This is a genomic window from Streptosporangium sp. NPDC000563 (genome assembly GCF_040299985.1).
In the GTDB taxonomy this organism is placed as follows: domain Bacteria; phylum Actinomycetota; class Actinomycetes; order Streptosporangiales; family Streptosporangiaceae; genus Streptosporangium.
In genome coordinates this window covers 16252-32144 of the sequence record NZ_JBEPDA010000039.1, presented here as the reverse complement: position 1 = coordinate 32144, position 15893 = coordinate 16252, and the positions used below count along the sequence as shown (strand labels likewise).

Genomic DNA, 15893 nt, shown 5'->3' with positions numbered 1-15893 from the left:
TCAAGGAGCAGGATCGAGCGTCGCGCAGGATCGCGAGCCAGCGCGCCCACTGACACTGGCCGATACACCCAAAACGAGCAAGTCTGGCCGGTACGCATGATTTTACGTGTAGCGACGCCGCGAGACCCTTGAGCGTAGAGAATTACGCCATGCCCGGAGATGTGTTCGCCTTCCATGTTCACCGCCTGTGCAGGATCCGAGGCGAGCATGCTGCGGCAGAAGAGTGGATCCCACGGGAATCCGAGGCTTTCCGGGCGGAACAACAACGAGTGGTCACCGATCCGGAGCGGTTGTCCGAAGGAGACCTGGCGACCCCGGAAGTCATCGCGGCGACCGGTGCCATGGTCGTCCTTGGTGAGCCAGGCGCGGGAAAGACCTCTGTCTTGAAAAGCCTGACCGACGCGGTACCCCGCGTCACGGGCATCTGGGAGGAGGACTCCGACGCATGCCTCTGGATCTCAGGTGGCGATCTTACCGAGAGTTCCTACGAAGCGGAACTCGGAAGCCATCTCAGTTCGCTTCCACCAGCGGAGGTCCCCCAGTCGGGACGGGGCACCCTGCTTGTAGTCCTGGACCAACTGGACGAATGCGGCCCCTTCCTGAAGCACCTGCCTAGGCGCCTGACACGATCGCTGCGCGGCAAAGTCGCCAGTCGCCTGCGCTTTCTCGTAGCTTGCCGGACAGCTGACTACCCGACGGCAATGACGGATGCGTTGACCAAAATTGTCGGTGCATGCCGCTGCGTCGACCTGGCCCCACTGAGTCGCGCTGAGGCGGTGGAACTGGCTGACAGCGCCGGCGTTCCAGGCGAAGCGTTGGTGACAGCCGCCGAAGTAGCCGGAGCCGCGGTGATGGCAAGCGTTCCACTCACGCTGGAACTGTTGGTCGTGACCTACCGGGCAGACGGTCACCTGACCGGCAAGCCGACGGACCTCTTCGCCCGAGGCGTCGAAGCGCTCGCACAGGAACCAAATCGCGATCGAGTCATCACATCGACGGTTACCACCAGCCATCAACGCCTGGCCATCGCCCAACGCATCGCGGCCTGGACGCTCCTTTCCGGCCATCGAAACGTCTGGCTCGGACGGACTCTCGAAGCGAGCGCCTTCGATCTGCCCGGTGACGTACTGGCTGACGGTACGGAAGCCACTGCCGGAGGTTCTTTCGACGTCACGTACGAGGCCGTGCGAGAGACGCTCGCAACGGCACTGTTCACCAGTTCCGGTGACAATCGGGTGGCGTTCCGTCACTCATCGGTGGCCGCGTACCTGGCGGCGCGGTATCTCACCGATCGGAAAGTCGGTCAGCGTCAACTGGAAAATCTCATCCTCGTCGGCACACCGGATGGTGACACTGCGAGCATTCCCATGCCACTACGCGAGACCGCCGCCTGGCTGGTGGCCCTGCGTCCTCATGCCACCGCCTGGTTGGCGTCCGCCGACCCCGAAAGTCTGGCGGTGCACAGTGCGATAGTGCGCTCAGACGAGGTACGGCGTCTCACAGTGGACCGTCTTCTGGAGCGAGCGCTGCAGGTGGAACTCGGTGACAGCCGTTGGCAGTTGTCCCGCTGGGATCTGCGTCATCCGCTTCTCGGAGCCCAACTCGCCGACGCACTGGAGACCGCTCCCGCCGAAGAACCCACGGATTGGGCGGTCACCGCGCGAGTCCGTCTGGCCATGCGCATCGCCGAACATGCCGCGATTCCTGATGCGAGGCTGGCGGCCGCGTTGCTTCGCCTGGTCGAGAACGACGCGTGGCACGCAACCGAACGTCGGCTTGCCGCGAGCGCCGCTTTCGCTTGCGGGGACAGCTGGGCGATGCCCGTCCTCAGGAGGACTCTGGCCTCGCTCAACGATGCCGATTACGCGGGACGCGTCGACTCGGAGCATGACCTGCGAGGCACCCTGCTGGACCTGTTGTGGCCCGACCACCTGGACGCCACAACGATGCTGGACGCACTGCGGCCACCGAACCCTCGAATCTTCAACATGTACGCACGGTTCCTCCGAAACGCGCCAACACAGTGCGCGGATGAGCATCTGCCAGATCTCCTCACGTGGGCGGAAAGAGCAGTTCGCGCAGACGAATCGACGTCGGGTGGCTTCAACTTCACATCCGACAGGATTGAGGTCGACTTCGTCGATGCGTTGATCGATCGTGCGCTCAGCAGTCCGGACGCGATCCATCTCACCAGCCTGCTCGCGAAGATCATCTTGCGCCTATTCGGCGCGTACGAGCAGATGCATCTCCCGGAATGTCTACAGCTCGGCGGCCAGGAGCCCTTGCGCAGGTCTCTGGCCAAAGCCCTAGTCGAAGAGGCTGTCCGAACCGGAAAGAACGCTCATGAAACGTCATGGCAGGTCGTTCACGACTGGAAGACGCAGGCACGGATACGGCATGATGCTGCCGAATCCCATGAACAACGGACCATACGACATCAACTCCTGGACGGAACCGACTTCGCCTGGGTCTTGGACCAAGCGAGAAGAGCAGCCGCATCGCCAGATGAGAGGCAGCTCGCTACGTGGGGAGAAATAGCCGCACGACTCTTCCCGCAGGATGATCATGAGGCTTTCGACCTGGCCTACGATGAAGATCATCCTGCGTGGCCGTATGTGAGCTTCGCGTATGAAGCGATCGACATCGATGGACGCTACGCGAAGGCGTTGCGGCGCAGCCATCAGGCTCGACAGCAGCGCCACTGGGAGGGCGGGGCGGAGTTCGCCTCCGAAATGGCCGAGCTGCTCACCCGCGCCAGGGCAGGCGACAACGACAGCCTGTGGCGGTTCGTTTGGCTCCTGCAGATAGATCCGCGAACCGGGCAAGCGGAACATCTGGCGGGTCTCATTCACACCTGGCCGGGAACTGCGGCGGTCGGTGATCTCCACGACCTTCCTGAGTTGGCCCTTCGCTACCTGACGACGGAAATCGACCACGCCGATTCATGGATCACGAATCGCAGCCACGACAAGCGTTCCTGGGTTGGATACGCCTTCCTGATCGACCTGCATGAAGCTGATCGCCTCGCTGAACTGCCTCCTGCGATCTGGGGCTCGTGGGCGGCCGCGATCTCCACCGAGACGCTGTCGAGTTCGACCGAAGGCATCAGAGGTAACCTGCTACGTCTGGCCGCGACCCATGCCGCTGAGCAGTTGGCCCACCGCCTCGTTCAGCACTGCCAAGCCGCACTCACGCAAGCCTGCGAGCCGTTGACGCTTCGGTACATCGATCCCTTGTGGGCGCCCGAGCTCCGCACCGCCATGGAATACCTGCTCACCAACCTGTCCATTTGGCTGGGGATCTTGCCAGGCACCGCGACTGATGTGAAGCCCGGACAACTACCCGACGGAGCGGACCCGCTCAACGCCGTGCTGAACACCTGGAACGGGCTTCTCCACGCCCTGCTGACCACGGAAAGCGAAATCCCCCACACTGTCATCGCCGCCGCACTCGACAACGACGCTGCTGACGACGCCCTTTCCCGAGCCGCCGTCTTGGCGGTCCAGGCGTTGCTGATCGTGGATGCGGAGACACATTGGGTACGCGTGTGGACCTATGTCAGAACAGGGCATGATGTCGGCCGCCGCTTCGTCGAGATGTCCATCAGAACCGAAACCGAGCATGTCGTCCAGAAGGTGCTCGACGAGTCGCAACTGGTGGACATGTACCTCTGGCTCAGCGAGCTGTATCCGCCGGAAAACGACAGGCTCCGTCAAGAAGCCCATTGGATGAACACGGAAGAACAGGCGTGGAGGTGGCGAGACAGTCTGCTGCAGGAGCTGAGCCGCCGGGCTTCCGCCGAATCCGTGAGCCATCTCCGGCAGTTGGCCGACAGCTATCCGGAGAGGCTCGCGATCACCGCGGCTCTCATCTCTGCTGTGACGCAGTATGCCGCTGCCCGCTGGAGCCAGGTCGCCGTGGACGATGTGATCAACATCCTGCGGGACCCGGCCCGCCGCGTTGTGCGCACAAGCACGGACCTGCTGAGAGTCGCGCTGGAGACGTTGAAAGAGATCGGCGATGCACTACCTCCGCAAGGAGAGCTGCTTTGGGATCGTATTCCGGGCAAGCGTAAGCGCGGAGCTGAACTCGATGTTCCCGACGTCTGGCAGCCGAAGCCCGAGGCGGCGTTGTGTGCTTACATCGCTCATGAGCTGAGGCTACGGATGACCCATCATGGTGTTGTAGTCAATCGGGAGGTGCTGATCCATCCGACCGATCCCTACGGTGCAGGAGACCGTACCGACATCCTCGTCGAGGCCCTTCCCGAAAACCTCGACGGGTTTCCCGGAGCAGCGGAACCGCTGAAACTGGTCATTGAGGTCAAGTGCGCCGGCAACGAAGGTCTGATGACAGCGCAGAAGACACAGTTGGTCGACAGATACCTGCACGAAACGAGAACCGATGTCGGCATCTACCTCGTCGGCTGGCATCCGATCGACCTGTGGACCGCCCCAAGCAACGCATACAGGCGACGGGCGCAACACCTCGCGCCTGACACGCTGCTGGTCGACCTGGAACAACAAGCGACGCACCTGTCCCGGACAGGCTTCGTACACGTTCGTCCACTGGTGATCACGGTCCCGAGACCGCACAAGCACGAATGAAGCCGTGATCCTCCCCCTCGTACCTCACCCAGAGACCGTCAGGTCGCGGCGATGCTCGTGAGCAGGACGGTGACTTCTTCCGGAGCGGCGACCATCCCTCGTGACCGATGACGCATTCGTGGACTGGTCAGCCCAGGCCGTAGCGCGTCCGGCGTACGGGAGAAGACACCCATCCAGCTCACGCATTCGGTAAACGTCGCCGGGACCTGGTCGGTCAGACGCAGAGGTTCGGTGTGGATGAGCCACCAGCAGGGGGTGAGCACAAAACCAGCCAGGCGAAATTTTATCGATCATGAGGTGGATCTTCATTTCGCTCGCCGCGATCGAGTCGATCATGCCTGTTCAGAACGTCGACTGCCTCAAGTAGATGAGAAAAACTATGAGATGCCTCAAGTTGAATGAGACAGTTTCAGCGCGACCAGGAGGCAAAACTGGCTAATGTGTTCGAAAAAGCGAGCCAAAACCAGATTTGTTGATATGCCTCAGATTGAATGAGACGAGACTGGATGAGTCGTCTCATTCAATCTGAGGCACCGCAGGTCAAGGGCTTCCCGGTGCCTCAGATTGAATGAGACAGGACAACGGCGTCGGGAGAGGCGTTCTCCGGCGTCGACGGCCGCCGCAGCGGAAGAGCGTGAGCGTCTCAGGCACGCTCAGAGAAGTCTCCGCGATGCGCAGGGGTCGTCTTCGCTCCAGTTGGAGGACGGCCCGGGACCACGGCGCGGCCGAGGCTCCGACCCGGCCGATCGGCCGACCCAAGGCCGACTCACACGACAAGAAGATCGGGGAGGCTGAAGTACTGCCCGGCCTTCCCCGGCCGGTCCGGCTCGCAGGTTCCGCGTCGACCTTCTTGCTTGCGCGGAGCAGGCTGGCCTGAGCCGGACGCTGACGTGCCTTGACAGCACCCTTCCGGATGAAAGGCTGAGGTTCTTCTTTCTGGTCAAGGAGGACCACGATGACCGCGACGCCCCCCGAAGCTCTCACCTCAGACCCCGCGGCACCGCAGATCGCACAGTCGCTGGCAGAGATCCGTGCCAAGGGCACGGGCCTGTTCTCCCGGGCGCTGGTGATGGCCAACGGAGACCTCTCCTTCGATGAGGCGCACAGCTACAAGACCCCGGTCGCGGGAGCGCGTTCCGGGGGGACGACGCGCTACTCCCTGGCGGATACCAAAGACGCCAGCCGCAGCTACCAGGGACGCGTCGACAAGGCGCAGGCGCGCATGTCCAAACAGGACAGCGAGGTCGCCGTCCTGCAGGAAGCCTGGGACTGGATCGAGGCGCTTCATTCCTCGTTCCCTCATGACGCCCACATCCGGGTCGTGGTGGTCGGCAACATCGGGCCGTGCACCGGATGCAAGGCCCGCCTGAAGCTGTTCCGGCAGGACCTCATCGGCGTGTTCGGGCCCGGGCGGGTGATCGTGGAAAGCGTCTACGACACCAGCCAGATGTTCATCACGAAGAACTACGAAGAGAAGTACGAGGACTACGAGACGGGGGCCACGAGCACGGTCTCGACGACCTACGGGTACGAGGGCGCGACGGTGGAGGCCTACCAGCCGCCGGGTGCTTCGCAGAGCGTGTCGTACTGGCTGTACCAGGTGGGGTAGGTGGTCCCGGGGCAGTACGGCTGCCGAACTCGTCGGCATGGTGATCACGCCGCCCACGACGCTTGGCCCTTTGAGCTGCAGCGAGGTCTTCCCCAGCGCCCGCGCCACGGAGGGGCCTGCCCCGGCGAGGGCGCGCGGCGCACTAACAAGATCCTAAAAGCGCAAGACCACCACATCGGAAGTCTCTACGGTTCAAGACATCGTCACTTCGCGACGATGCGGACACGGTCAGTTGCTCCCGGTTAATGCTGGTAGTAGCCACATCACACGGCAGACCACTAAAAAACGGCAGGCAACACCACACAACAGAATCACGGGGTGCTCCTGTCCTGGCGAGGGCATAGAAAGTGCTTGACCCGCCCCACCCAGGGCGTATGGTCCGATCAGGACGGTTTCTTACCGGTTCGCCGGTGAGGTGGTCACGCTGGGGGTGTAGCCGGACTGCTCGTCAACGAGTGGCGCGACAAGGCGCAGCGCATGCCAAACGCCAGCCAGTGGGTGGCGCGGGACCCGATCACTGGAGAGATCGACATCGACGCCGGTAACCATTCATTGACCAGCCCTATGGGGTGCGTACAACGGATTGTCGTCGGCCGCACGGATGATCTCCCGGCGTGGTTACTCACCGGCATGTTCCGCCTCCGCTACGAGGTGTTCTACGAACGCCTCCGCTGGGACGTCGACAGCCTCCACGGAATGGAGCGAGATTCCTACGACGACTGCGATCCGGTCTATGTGATCAGCCATGGGGAGGTCTGCCGGGAGGTCACAGGGTGCTGTCGGCTCCTGCCCACCGACGGTCCTTATATGATCCCCGACGTCTTCTCCGAGACGCTGCGCGGCGCCCCTGCTCCTCGTGATCCGAGCATCTGGGAGCTCAGCCGCCTGGCCACCGGCCGGGCCTGGCCCCGCACTACGGCAGCGGGTTTCGGCACGCTTGCTTTTGCGCTGCTCCGGGACGCGTTTCGCTGGGTTGATCGGTACGGTGACACGGTGGTCGCGGTCTCAGGCGTGGCCCTGGAACGGCGCCTGCATGTCATGGGTGTTCCCACCCGGCGTTTCGGTGACGGCAGGGCGACGCGCCTTGGCCGGCTTCTGTGTTCCGCCTATGCCGTCTCAACCCAGGCCTTCCTTGAGAACGCGCCTGCCGCGCCAACGGCGGCGACGATTCCCTGCCAGGACGAGTCCTAGGTAGTACTTCGTTAGGTTGGTTCGGGTAGGTGGTGTTCTGGCCGTTCTGCGGCGGTTATCAGGCTTCACCATTCTGGACAAGGTGCTGGGGATCGAGGTGGCGTTCATCACCGCTGTGACGCTCTGCGCTTACGCGCGCGAACATTTCGGACCCCGGTCGCCAGCCGGATCAGCCGCCTTGAAGCTGACCGCCCGCGGTGTCCGGGGCGGGTAGGTCGCGGATGGGCCGGGAGCCGGCTCGGGCAGGACGAAGGTGTCCGCCAGTGGCGGTAAGCCGACCGTCGGCAGGTCGCCAACACCACTGGCCGTTCGGTTGCTGATCAACCCCCATGGCCCGTATGTAGACCTGTCGTCAAAGGGGCGTCGACCCTGTGGAGTTGTTCTCACTGACAGCACGTGCAGATTCGCTGACACTTCATGCAGAATGCGCAGGTGGCAGTACTGACATCCCGCTGCAGATTTGCACCCTCACCGACGAAGACCTCGAAGAGCCGCTCGTGGTCGAGCGCGGTCGTGACGAACGTCCCGCTGCCCGCCGCCGGCAGCGCACCCCATCCGCCTTCCTCCCGGACCATCTCGACCTCGGCCCACGTGGCGATGGCGCGGTCGATGGCCACGCAGGCCGCGGTGGGGTCGTGCAGCAGCTTCCCCCCGGGCCGCTTGCGCAGGTAGTGCTTCATGCCGGCGAATATCAGGGCGAGCCCGGCGGTACGGTCGCGGTGTGGTCGCAACCGCTCGTGGAACTCGCCGTCGTAGGCGACGCCGTGAGTGACGTTCTTGGACACCAGCTCGCGCCGTGCGATCCCGGTCGAGGACAGAGCGAGCAGGGCCGCCCGGGGCTCACCGTTGAAGTTGAACGTCGGGCATACCGTGCGGCCCTCGAACTTCGTCAACCGGTGCTCGGGCGGTACGACGTTGTCGCCCGCGAACCCGCCCTGGGCCACCCACCGGCTCAGACTCACTCCCGGATACATCTCGAGGAACCTCCGGAGGTTGTGCAGGGGTCCGCCGGTGAGGAGCGTGGCCCCGGGGTGACACCGTAGGGTCTCGGCGATGACGTCGGCGGGCGGGGCGTCCGGCTGGGCCTCGGGAGGGGTGCCGAGCCAGCGGTCATGGAAGCCCGACACATGGCTCTTACCCGTACCGGGATCGCTGGCGCCCACCGCGACATCGTCTCGCTCCAGCCGTCGCAGGACGTGCCGGACCAGTCCCACCTGCGTCGGCGACCCCGGAGTGACGGTGACCGCGCGCAGTCGTACGGCCGGATGTCCCGCTACCAGGCACAGGGTCAGTACGTCGTCGGGATCCTGGGTCTCCAGATCGAAGATCAGGTCTAGCATCGCGGAGATGTCCTTCCGTGAGTCCAGGCGCCCCCAGAGCGTGCCGTGATCGTATTCATCCGCGACAAAGCGAAGCGACCGATTTAATCGGGGGCGCGGCTTCACCGGCCGCCGGGCGGACATCGAGGCATGGGGTCTGGGGGCCGGTCTCGGCCCGCGCCGGGGATGAGGGTGGTCGGGGCTCCTCCGCTCCCTGCTCGCGGGCCTGGGCGAGCGCGGCCTCGAACCGCGGGCGCATCCGCATCAGGGTGGAGATCTTCTCGGAGAAGACCTTGTCCCGGGGGATGCTGTCGCTGGTCGCGCCACCCTCGACGCGGCTTGGGTGAAATGTTTACTCCAGAGCCGGTTCGTTCAGGTGGGCGATGTCAGGAAGGGCGATAGGTGGGCGCGTTCGCCTTGCGCGCCGAAGAGCGTGAGCAGCTCCGCGGCCTGAGAGTCGGCGCTGCCGATCTGGTGCGGGATACGGGTGTCGAACTCTGCGGCTTCGCCGGGGCCTAGCTGGTATTCCTGGTCACCGAGGACGAGCCTGACATATCCGTTGAGTACGTAGAACCATTCGTACCCCTCGTGGGTCTGCAGTGTCGTCGTAGCCGATTTCCCGGCCGGTGGATAGATCACTTTGTAGGCCTGGATGCCTCCGGGACGTCTGGTCAGCGGCACGACGGTGAAGCCGGATCGCCGTACTGGCCGCAGGTGGATACGTGGATCGCCGGTGGGCGGGGCCGCGACCAGTTCGTCGAGCGGGACGCCGTGCGCCCGCGCCAGCGGCAACAGTTGCTCCAGTGTCGGGCGCAGTTTCCCGTTCTCGAGACGCGACAGCGTGCTTGCGGTCAGGCCGGTCTCTGCCGCCAAGGCGGCCAGCGAGATGTTCCGGGCCTGACGTAGTGCGCGCAGGCGCGGGCCGACGCCCGCAAGGACGTCGTGCGACGTGACGTTCATGAACCCATGATGCGGATCCGCAACGTTTCTCGCAAATAGGCAACGCTGCTGGTCATGCTGGTAGCGGAGGTAAGTAACCAATGCTCACATCAGCAGCAACTTCGAGACCAGCAACACGGTGGTCGCGCACCGTCGCAGCCGTCACGGCCGCGCTCGTCCTGACGACAGCTTGCACGACCACCGGCGGCAGGGCGCAGAACACGACGTCGCAGCAAGCGAGCGCCACCATCGCGGCAGGTTACGACGCGGCCACCCGGGATGACGCCCAGTTCAACCGTCGATTCAAGCACGAGACAGCCGACGTCGACGGCGTGAAGATGCACTACGTCACCGGCGGCACCGGCGAGCCGCTCGTCCTCCTGCACGGCTGGCCCCAGTCGTGGTACTCGTGGCGCGAGATCATGCCGGCGCTCGCCGAGAAATACACCGTGTATGCGCTTGATCTGCCGGGACTCGGCGACAGCGAGGGTGCGCCGTCCGGTTACGACAAGGCCACCCTGGCCCGCTACGTCCACCGGCTGCTCGCCGGCAAGCTGGGGCTGAACAAGATCAAGCTGGTCGGGCATGATCTCGGCGCCGGTGTGGCGTTCCAGTACGCCACACAGTTCCCGGACGAGGTCGTCAAGTACGCCCACCTCGACTATCCGATGCCCGGCCCCGCCCTCAGCGCGAACGCCTACCGGCAGGCGAGCTGGCACATGTCATTCCACAACCAGGACGGGTTCCCCGAGCTGCTGGTCGACGACGACGTCCGTGACTACCTGTCTCTTTTCTACGGGTATGTTGCCTATGGTGGGACCAGCTTCGGCGGGCCGGGCGCGAAGGCTCCCTTCACCGCACAACAGATTGACGAATACGCCCGCACATACCAGCGCCCGCAGGTCCTGACCGGTGGGTTTGAGCTTTACCGCGCCCTGGACCAGGACGAACGGGACAACAAGGCCGCGAAGCCGATCACCATGCCGACGATGCTGCTGACAGCCGAAGGCACGCTCGACTTCACCCGCTCGACGGTCCAGCCCCTCATGTCCAACATCACCCGCGCTGTCGAGGTGCCCAAGGCCGGGCACTGGCTGATCAAGGAGAACCCCGAGTTCGTCACCACCGAGCTGGTGAAATTCTTCGCGAGTGGGGCGGACCGATGACCGACGCACTCAATGCCGAGTCGTTCTGGGAACAGCACCACCCCGCCCGGCGCGGCGGCGGCACCGGGCACCCCAACCCGGTGTTGAAAGAGACAGCCGAGGCATTGCAGCCCGGCGATGCCCTCGACCTGGGATGTGGCGCCGGGCCGAGGCCCGGCTGAGGATCGCGACCTGGATCGCGGACTTCTACAACACGCGTAGGCGGCACAGCGCCAACGACGGGCTGCCACCGGTCACATTCGAGCGTCAGGTGATCGAGAACGGTCGTTGGCCTCGCCCTGCTCGCGTCAGACTGGGACGAGCAGGACATCGACCTGATCAAGCACATCGGTCTGCTGTCGGAGACCTTCGGCCCCCTGGCTGCACACGCGCTGAAACGGCGGATGGGCGGCGGCCAAGCGCTCCTTTGGCTCGCCCAGCGCACCGCGGGATGGGGCCGAGTCAACATCGTTGAGGCCCTCTGCCAGGTCGAAGGGCCCGCCGCCCGCCCGTGGCTGTTGCGCGAAGCCATCAACGGCGACATCCTCAACGGCTACTACGTCGGCGCCGTCGCCAAAGCAGCCGACGTCCACGAGGCCATCACCGCACCCGACCCCGACGATGACCTCATCGACCACACCGGCCGACTGCTCAGCCTCATGGCGAACAACAACGGCATGGGCCAGACCTGGGACTACTATCACGCGATCCGCCGGGTTCTGGACGCCCACGTCACCCACCTGGCCCACCAGCAACCGGTCGCGCGCCGCTACTACACCGCCGCCCACATCGCCGACCGAGCGGGAGGACTGGCGCGGCTTGGCGCGCGCAGCAGCAAACAGGGGGCTGAGGTGCTCTTTCGGCTCATCGGCCGGAGAACTCCGCCGGCACCGGGCGAGCGGGCTACTTCTCGTTCGCGCCGGGCTCCCCGCCGATGGATTCCCGGTAGATCTCCGCGTAGGTGGGAGAGTCCTTGATCAGGTCGTCGCAGAACGCGGCGACGTCGCTGCCGATGAGTTCCAGGACCCCCTTGCCCGCGGCGGCACCCTCCTCGAAGAAGTCGACGACCCCGGGGAGCAGTGGCCCGTCGGGCAGGTCGACCGGTCCGACCTTGAACAGGTACTTCTGCATCTCCTTGTAGACGATCCGGTAGTCGGGCGGGAGCGCCTTGACGCGTGCCGTGTGCGCCCGCCACTGCTTCTTGCCCTCGATGATGTCTTGGATGCCCACGTCAGCCTCCCAGCCGGCTCAGTTTCCTTGCGACGTTCCTGTTCAACTGCTTGCGCCACCGGTCGCGATAGGTGCGGGCCCCTTCTCCGCCGGTCAGCGCCGCGCAGAAGCCTGCGATGTCGTCGCCGAGCACCTCCTGGGCACTCTGCCTGTCCGCTGCCGTCTCCTCCAGCAGCCCCAGGACGGCGTCGAAGATCGGCATCAGGTTGCGGCCGGTGAAGCTTCCATAGGGGAACAGATGCCCTTTGATCTGCTCCCACGCCGCCCGGTGGTCGTCCGGCAGGGCCTCGGCCCGGGCTTCGAACGCCTTCCATTCTTTGGTGAGATCGCTGCCTGTGACGGTCTCCCAGAAGTTCATCTCCCGCTCTCCTTGAGGCTGTTGATGCGTGATGAGACGTATTGCCATTTCGCCCAGAACTTTGCGAGTTCTTCGCGTCCGGCGTCGTTGAGCGTGTAGAACTTGCGTGGCGGACCGACCTCAGAGGGCCGTTTCGTCGCCTGGATGAGCCCGTTCCGCTCCAACCGCAGCAGGATGGTGTACACCGTCCCCTCGACGACGTCGGCGAAGCCGAGTTCGTTCAGCCGGCGCGTGATGGCGTACCCGTAGGTCTCCTCGCCGCCGATGATTTCGAGCACGCAGCCCTCAAGTGTGCCTTTGAGCATCTCCGTCATCTGCTTGTCCATGGACCCCCTTCCAGCTACTCGGTACTACTGACTACCGGTACAAAGTAACACCAACTACCGCTATTCAGCAACACCGAGTAGCTGGGAATGTCAGCCGGGACCGCAAGCGCGTAAGGGCGGGTGGGCGGCTGGCCAACGCTGGGTGTCGGGAAAATGAGTAGCGGCGGGCGCGTTCGGCGCGGCGTATGTGACACAGAATCTGCATTACCTGTCGGGGTCCCCATAGCGAACAGCGAAAATCCAACAGATACGCCTCTGAGCTGCGGTTACGCAGGTTTCTGGGACGGTTGTCGATCTCCTCGACTACGGTTCGTCATGGTTGGTGTGTTCTGTGACGTACGAGGCGGTTGATGTCAACGCGGTTCCTGTCGGATGAGCAATTGGAGCGTCCGGGGGTGTCACCGGAATATGGCAGAAACGGGCCGCGGGACGGCAGGGCCGCTGCTCAGCGCTGGGCCAGCGCCTCGTAGGCAGTGGAGCGGCCGATCTTGAGGGGGCGGGCGGCCTCGGTGACCGAGACGCCGTCGTCGACCAGACGGCGCAGTGTGGCCAGTTCGGCGGGGGCGCCGCTCAGTGGCCGCCACCGGCGGCGTGCTCCCGGCGGTCGAGGTCGGCCTGCATCTGGGCGAGCCACTCCCGGCCCCTTCTGCGCCCGTCGGGGAGTTGGTCGTCGCGGTCCCAACGCCAGGAGACCGCGAGGGCGAGGCTGAGGATCCGGCAGTCGGTGAGCAGCCCGGAGTCGGCGCCTGGGTAGTGCGCGGCGACGTCCTCCGGAGCATGCGCGAGGTCGAACTCGACGGGTCCGCGGCAGGCGGTCTCCAGGTCGATGAAGAGCGGTCCGTCCGCGGTGGCGAGCAGGTTGCCGGGGTGCGGTTCGCCGTGCAGGAGCTGTTGCCGCGTGCCGCGGTCCAGGATCGCGCGGCTGATTCCGTGGAGGGTGTCGCTCAGCAGGGCGCGTTCCGCGGCGCCGAGGTCCGGGCTGACGGCGGGGTCCTCGACCACCCGGAGGGCGTCGGTGACGCGGTCGGTGAAGCGCGGTGCGGCGAAGTCGATGCGGCGCAGGCCGGCGTGCAGCCGGGCCAGGGCGTCGGCGTAGGCGGCGGGTGGATGGTTCTCGGGTGCGGCGGTGGGCTCGTAGTAGGTCCAGAGGGTGACAGCGAAGCCATCGCGGACATGGACACGGGGCTCGGCCCTCGGATCCAGACCCGCCACCGGGCTGCCGGTCCCGACGAGGCGCCGGGCGATCTCGACCTCGAAGTCGAGGCGGTGCGCGAGGGGCGCGACCCGGGCGAGCAGGCCGCTGGGCCGCAGCCGGACGGCGATCCGGTTCGAGTTGTGCAGCACGGCGGCGTCGTCGGCGCCCAGACCGTACTCGGCGGCCGTGTCGACGGCCGCGGCCACCGCCCGCGGGATCTCGGTGTCCTTCACGTGTTCGGTGCCTCTCCCTGCTGGAGGTGATGTGTGCGGCGCAGGCCCTTGGCCCGGCCGAGTGTCTGATGCGTCTGACCAGGTCAGCACGGCCGGGCACAGCGGACCTCGAGGCCGTAGTCGTCCCGTGCCGTCAGGGGCCGGTCACGGAGAGCGCTCACGTCCGGATCATTCCGAAGCAGCGCCGTGCGCTACACCCGCCTCGGCGGCGAGGCCGTGGCCGAGATCACCGGCTCCTCGCCCTACCACGCCGAACCCACTAACCGCAGGTCAGATCCATATCCGTTGGATTTTCGCTGTTCGCTACGGGGCCCCCTGGCGCACTGGCATCCGCCGGGCCGCTCCCACCCGGCTCTCCATCGGCCGGACCGGAGGCGACTCGGCAACGTCATGTGTCACATCCTCCCGCGGAGGTCTCGTGTCTGTCGTCGTGTTCCCCGGCTACCCCAACCCGTCCGGCGTTTGCACCATCACGGCCGCCGTCGACCGCTATCTGGACCAGATCCCCGCCGTCACCACCGCGCCAGCTACGACGACAGCCTCGCCCAGCTCATCGACGTCGGCGGCGCCAGCCCCGTCGCGGACCTGACGCCCGAAGGCTTCGCCGCAGTGATGGATCGGTGAAACGGAGCGGCGGCCGCCGGCCGCACCGCCGCCGAACTCCAGGCCGAGTCCCGCCACCAGCACCCGGCCAGCCTCGGCACCTATGTTCGCCTTGGTGAACAGACCTCGGTCAAGGTCACCGCCGACGCTGACCCCGCAAGCTCGCTGAGCCACCTGCTGACTTGTCGGCCTCGTCTTCCTGTCGCTACTGACCGTTCCGATCCTCCTCGCGGGCCTACTCCGGCCGCCCCGTGCTCAGGCCGTGGCGAGGAAGTCTTTGATCTTCTCGGTGATCGCGGGGTAGTCGGGGGCGAACCAGATCATGTGACCATCGGCCCGGCTTTCCACCAGTTCGGCCTGGGAGATGGCCGCGGCGAGGGATTCGGCGTGGGTGAAGGGGACCGAGCGGTCGGTGCGGGTGGCGATGATCAAGGCCGGTTGGGTGACCTGCGTGGTGCAGTCGGGCACAGGCAGCATGTCGTTGACGAAGCCCGCACCGGAACGCATGAGAGTGAACAGTGCGAGGAGTTCGGCCTGGTCGTGCTCGCTCAGGCCGTCCATGACCTGGCGAACGGGCCGGGTGGACAGGTCGTGCAGCAACAATCGCAACCCCGCCCGCGGCGCCGCGCGCATCAGCAGCCGAACCACCGCCCAGGACGCCGCTTCGACGCGGGCGTTGAACACCAGACGGCCCCCCAGATAGGTGCGTCGGTCGTCGGGCCAGGGGCCGAAGCCGACCGCGCTTTGCAGGATCACCCGGCGCACCAGGTGCGGGTGGCGGGCGGCCATGGTCACAGCGGTGCGCCCGCCCGCCGAGATGCCCACCACCGCGGCGACCTGCTCGGTGCCCAGAGTGTGGCACAGGTCTGCGGTGACGTCGGCGAAGGCGGCGGGCGTGGTGGCGGTGGCCAGGGGGGTCCGCCCGTATCCGGGGCGAGAAGGCGCGAGCACCCGGTGACCCGAGGTGGTGAAGACCTCCTCGCCCAGAGCCAGTGCGGCCCGCATGTGACCACCGTGAAAGATCACGACAGTCTGGGGGCCGTCACCTTCCAGCCGGTACTCCACCGGCCCCGCCGCCAGGTGGGCGGTGATCGTCTCTCGCTCCGAGATCGTCATGATCGCAATGCTCGCATGCCTG

At 65.5% G+C, this 15893-nt stretch carries 15 protein-coding genes; 7 read left to right on the top strand and 8 right to left on the bottom strand.

Annotation, left to right across the window (positions count from 1 at the left end; genetic code table 11):
* Nucleotides 1-149: 149 nt before the first annotated feature.
* From ABT352_RS39015 to ABT352_RS39000, 4 genes are all read left to right on the top strand, one after another.
* Nucleotides 150-4607: an NACHT domain-containing protein gene (locus ABT352_RS39015; RefSeq protein WP_350950091.1), complete on the top strand. Its 4458-nt coding sequence runs from the start codon at nucleotides 150-152 to the stop codon at nucleotides 4605-4607.
* A 237-nt stretch (nucleotides 4608-4844) separates the two neighbouring features.
* Nucleotides 4845-5009, top strand: a complete 165-nt coding sequence (locus ABT352_RS39010) for a hypothetical protein (protein WP_350950090.1) — start codon at nucleotides 4845-4847, stop codon at nucleotides 5007-5009.
* Between the two features lie 553 nt (nucleotides 5010-5562).
* On the top strand, nucleotides 5563-6216 hold the full coding sequence (locus tag ABT352_RS39005; protein ID WP_350950089.1) for a hypothetical protein: 654 nt from the start codon (nucleotides 5563-5565) through the stop codon (nucleotides 6214-6216).
* A 477-nt stretch (nucleotides 6217-6693) separates the two neighbouring features.
* Nucleotides 6694-7407 carry an acyl-homoserine-lactone synthase gene (locus ABT352_RS39000; RefSeq protein WP_350950088.1) on the top strand — a complete coding sequence of 238 codons (714 nt, stop codon included), beginning with the start codon at nucleotides 6694-6696 and terminating at the stop codon, nucleotides 7405-7407.
* Between the two features lie 383 nt (nucleotides 7408-7790).
* Here ABT352_RS39000 and ABT352_RS38995 read toward each other — a convergent pair whose 3' ends face one another.
* A complete protein-coding gene (locus ABT352_RS38995) occupies nucleotides 7791-8747 on the bottom strand; it encodes a nucleoside hydrolase (protein ID WP_350950087.1) in 957 nt (318 codons plus the stop codon).
* Nucleotides 8748-9098: 351 nt separating this feature from the next.
* Nucleotides 9099-9686, bottom strand: coding sequence for a helix-turn-helix domain-containing protein (locus ABT352_RS38990; protein WP_350950086.1), 588 nt, complete (start codon nucleotides 9684-9686; stop codon nucleotides 9099-9101).
* An 80-nt stretch (nucleotides 9687-9766) separates the two neighbouring features.
* On the opposite strand from ABT352_RS38990, the gene ABT352_RS38985 reads away from it, so the two are divergent.
* The 3 genes from ABT352_RS38985 (at nucleotide 9767) to ABT352_RS38975 (ending at nucleotide 11787) form a co-directional block, all read left to right on the top strand.
* Nucleotides 9767-10831, top strand: a complete 1065-nt coding sequence (locus tag ABT352_RS38985) for an alpha/beta fold hydrolase (RefSeq protein WP_350950085.1) — start codon at nucleotides 9767-9769, stop codon at nucleotides 10829-10831.
* Nucleotides 10828-10992, top strand: coding sequence for a hypothetical protein (locus ABT352_RS38980; RefSeq protein WP_350950084.1), 165 nt, complete (start codon nucleotides 10828-10830; stop codon nucleotides 10990-10992). The genes ABT352_RS38985 and ABT352_RS38980 overlap by 4 nt, the downstream gene beginning before the upstream one ends.
* Nucleotides 10993-11214: 222 nt before the next feature.
* Nucleotides 11215-11787 (top strand): hypothetical protein, encoded by a 573-nt coding sequence (locus tag ABT352_RS38975; RefSeq protein ID WP_350950083.1) that lies wholly within the window; start codon nucleotides 11215-11217, stop codon nucleotides 11785-11787.
* Here ABT352_RS38975 and ABT352_RS38970 read toward each other — a convergent pair.
* From ABT352_RS38970 to ABT352_RS38945, 6 genes are all read right to left on the bottom strand, one after another.
* Nucleotides 11714-12040 carry a DUF1048 domain-containing protein gene (locus ABT352_RS38970; RefSeq protein WP_350950082.1) on the bottom strand — a complete coding sequence of 109 codons (327 nt, stop codon included), beginning with the start codon at nucleotides 12038-12040 and terminating at the stop codon, nucleotides 11714-11716. The genes ABT352_RS38975 and ABT352_RS38970 overlap by 74 nt on opposite strands.
* Before the next feature lies 1 nt (nucleotide 12041).
* The gene (locus tag ABT352_RS38965; protein ID WP_350950081.1) at nucleotides 12042-12398 is read right to left on the bottom strand and encodes a DUF1048 domain-containing protein; all 357 of its coding nucleotides are present in this window, start codon (nucleotides 12396-12398) and stop codon (nucleotides 12042-12044) included.
* Complete coding sequence (locus ABT352_RS38960; protein WP_350950080.1) at nucleotides 12395-12724, bottom strand: PadR family transcriptional regulator; 330 nt, start codon at nucleotides 12722-12724, stop codon at nucleotides 12395-12397. The genes ABT352_RS38965 and ABT352_RS38960 overlap by 4 nt, the downstream gene beginning before the upstream one ends.
* A 570-nt stretch (nucleotides 12725-13294) precedes the next feature.
* A complete protein-coding gene (locus ABT352_RS38955; RefSeq protein WP_350950079.1) occupies nucleotides 13295-14152 on the bottom strand; it encodes a phosphotransferase in 858 nt (285 codons plus the stop codon).
* 489 nt (nucleotides 14153-14641) lie between these two features.
* The gene (locus ABT352_RS38950; RefSeq protein WP_350950078.1) at nucleotides 14642-14929 is read right to left on the bottom strand and encodes a hypothetical protein; all 288 of its coding nucleotides are present in this window, start codon (nucleotides 14927-14929) and stop codon (nucleotides 14642-14644) included.
* 81 nt (nucleotides 14930-15010) lie between these two features.
* Nucleotides 15011-15871 (bottom strand): alpha/beta fold hydrolase, encoded by an 861-nt coding sequence (locus ABT352_RS38945; RefSeq protein ID WP_350950077.1) that lies wholly within the window; start codon nucleotides 15869-15871, stop codon nucleotides 15011-15013.
* Nucleotides 15872-15893: the final 22 nt, after the last annotated feature.

What these genes read in the sequence shown, in the direction of transcription:
- ABT352_RS39015 (WP_350950091.1), top strand. Translation starts at nt 150, where the DNA reads ATGCCCGGAGATGTGTTCGCCTTCCATGTTCACCGCCTGTGCAGGATC.
- ABT352_RS39010 (WP_350950090.1), top strand. Translation starts at nt 4,845, where the DNA reads ATGAGCCACCAGCAGGGGGTGAGCACAAAACCAGCCAGGCGAAATTTT.
- ABT352_RS39005 (WP_350950089.1), top strand. Translation starts at nt 5,563, where the DNA reads ATGACCGCGACGCCCCCCGAAGCTCTCACCTCAGACCCCGCGGCACCG.
- ABT352_RS39000 (WP_350950088.1), top strand. Translation starts at nt 6,694, where the DNA reads ATGCCAAACGCCAGCCAGTGGGTGGCGCGGGACCCGATCACTGGAGAG.
- ABT352_RS38995 (WP_350950087.1), bottom strand. Translation starts at nt 8,747, where the DNA reads ATGCTAGACCTGATCTTCGATCTGGAGACCCAGGATCCCGACGACGTA.
- ABT352_RS38990 (WP_350950086.1), bottom strand. Translation starts at nt 9,686, where the DNA reads ATGAACGTCACGTCGCACGACGTCCTTGCGGGCGTCGGCCCGCGCCTG.
- ABT352_RS38985 (WP_350950085.1), top strand. Translation starts at nt 9,767, where the DNA reads ATGCTCACATCAGCAGCAACTTCGAGACCAGCAACACGGTGGTCGCGC.
- ABT352_RS38980 (WP_350950084.1), top strand. Translation starts at nt 10,828, where the DNA reads ATGACCGACGCACTCAATGCCGAGTCGTTCTGGGAACAGCACCACCCC.
- ABT352_RS38975 (WP_350950083.1), top strand. Translation starts at nt 11,215, where the DNA reads ATGGGCGGCGGCCAAGCGCTCCTTTGGCTCGCCCAGCGCACCGCGGGA.
- ABT352_RS38965 (WP_350950081.1), bottom strand. Translation starts at nt 12,398, where the DNA reads ATGAACTTCTGGGAGACCGTCACAGGCAGCGATCTCACCAAAGAATGG.
- ABT352_RS38960 (WP_350950080.1), bottom strand. Translation starts at nt 12,724, where the DNA reads ATGGACAAGCAGATGACGGAGATGCTCAAAGGCACACTTGAGGGCTGC.
- ABT352_RS38945 (WP_350950077.1), bottom strand. Translation starts at nt 15,871, where the DNA reads ATGACGATCTCGGAGCGAGAGACGATCACCGCCCACCTGGCGGCGGGG.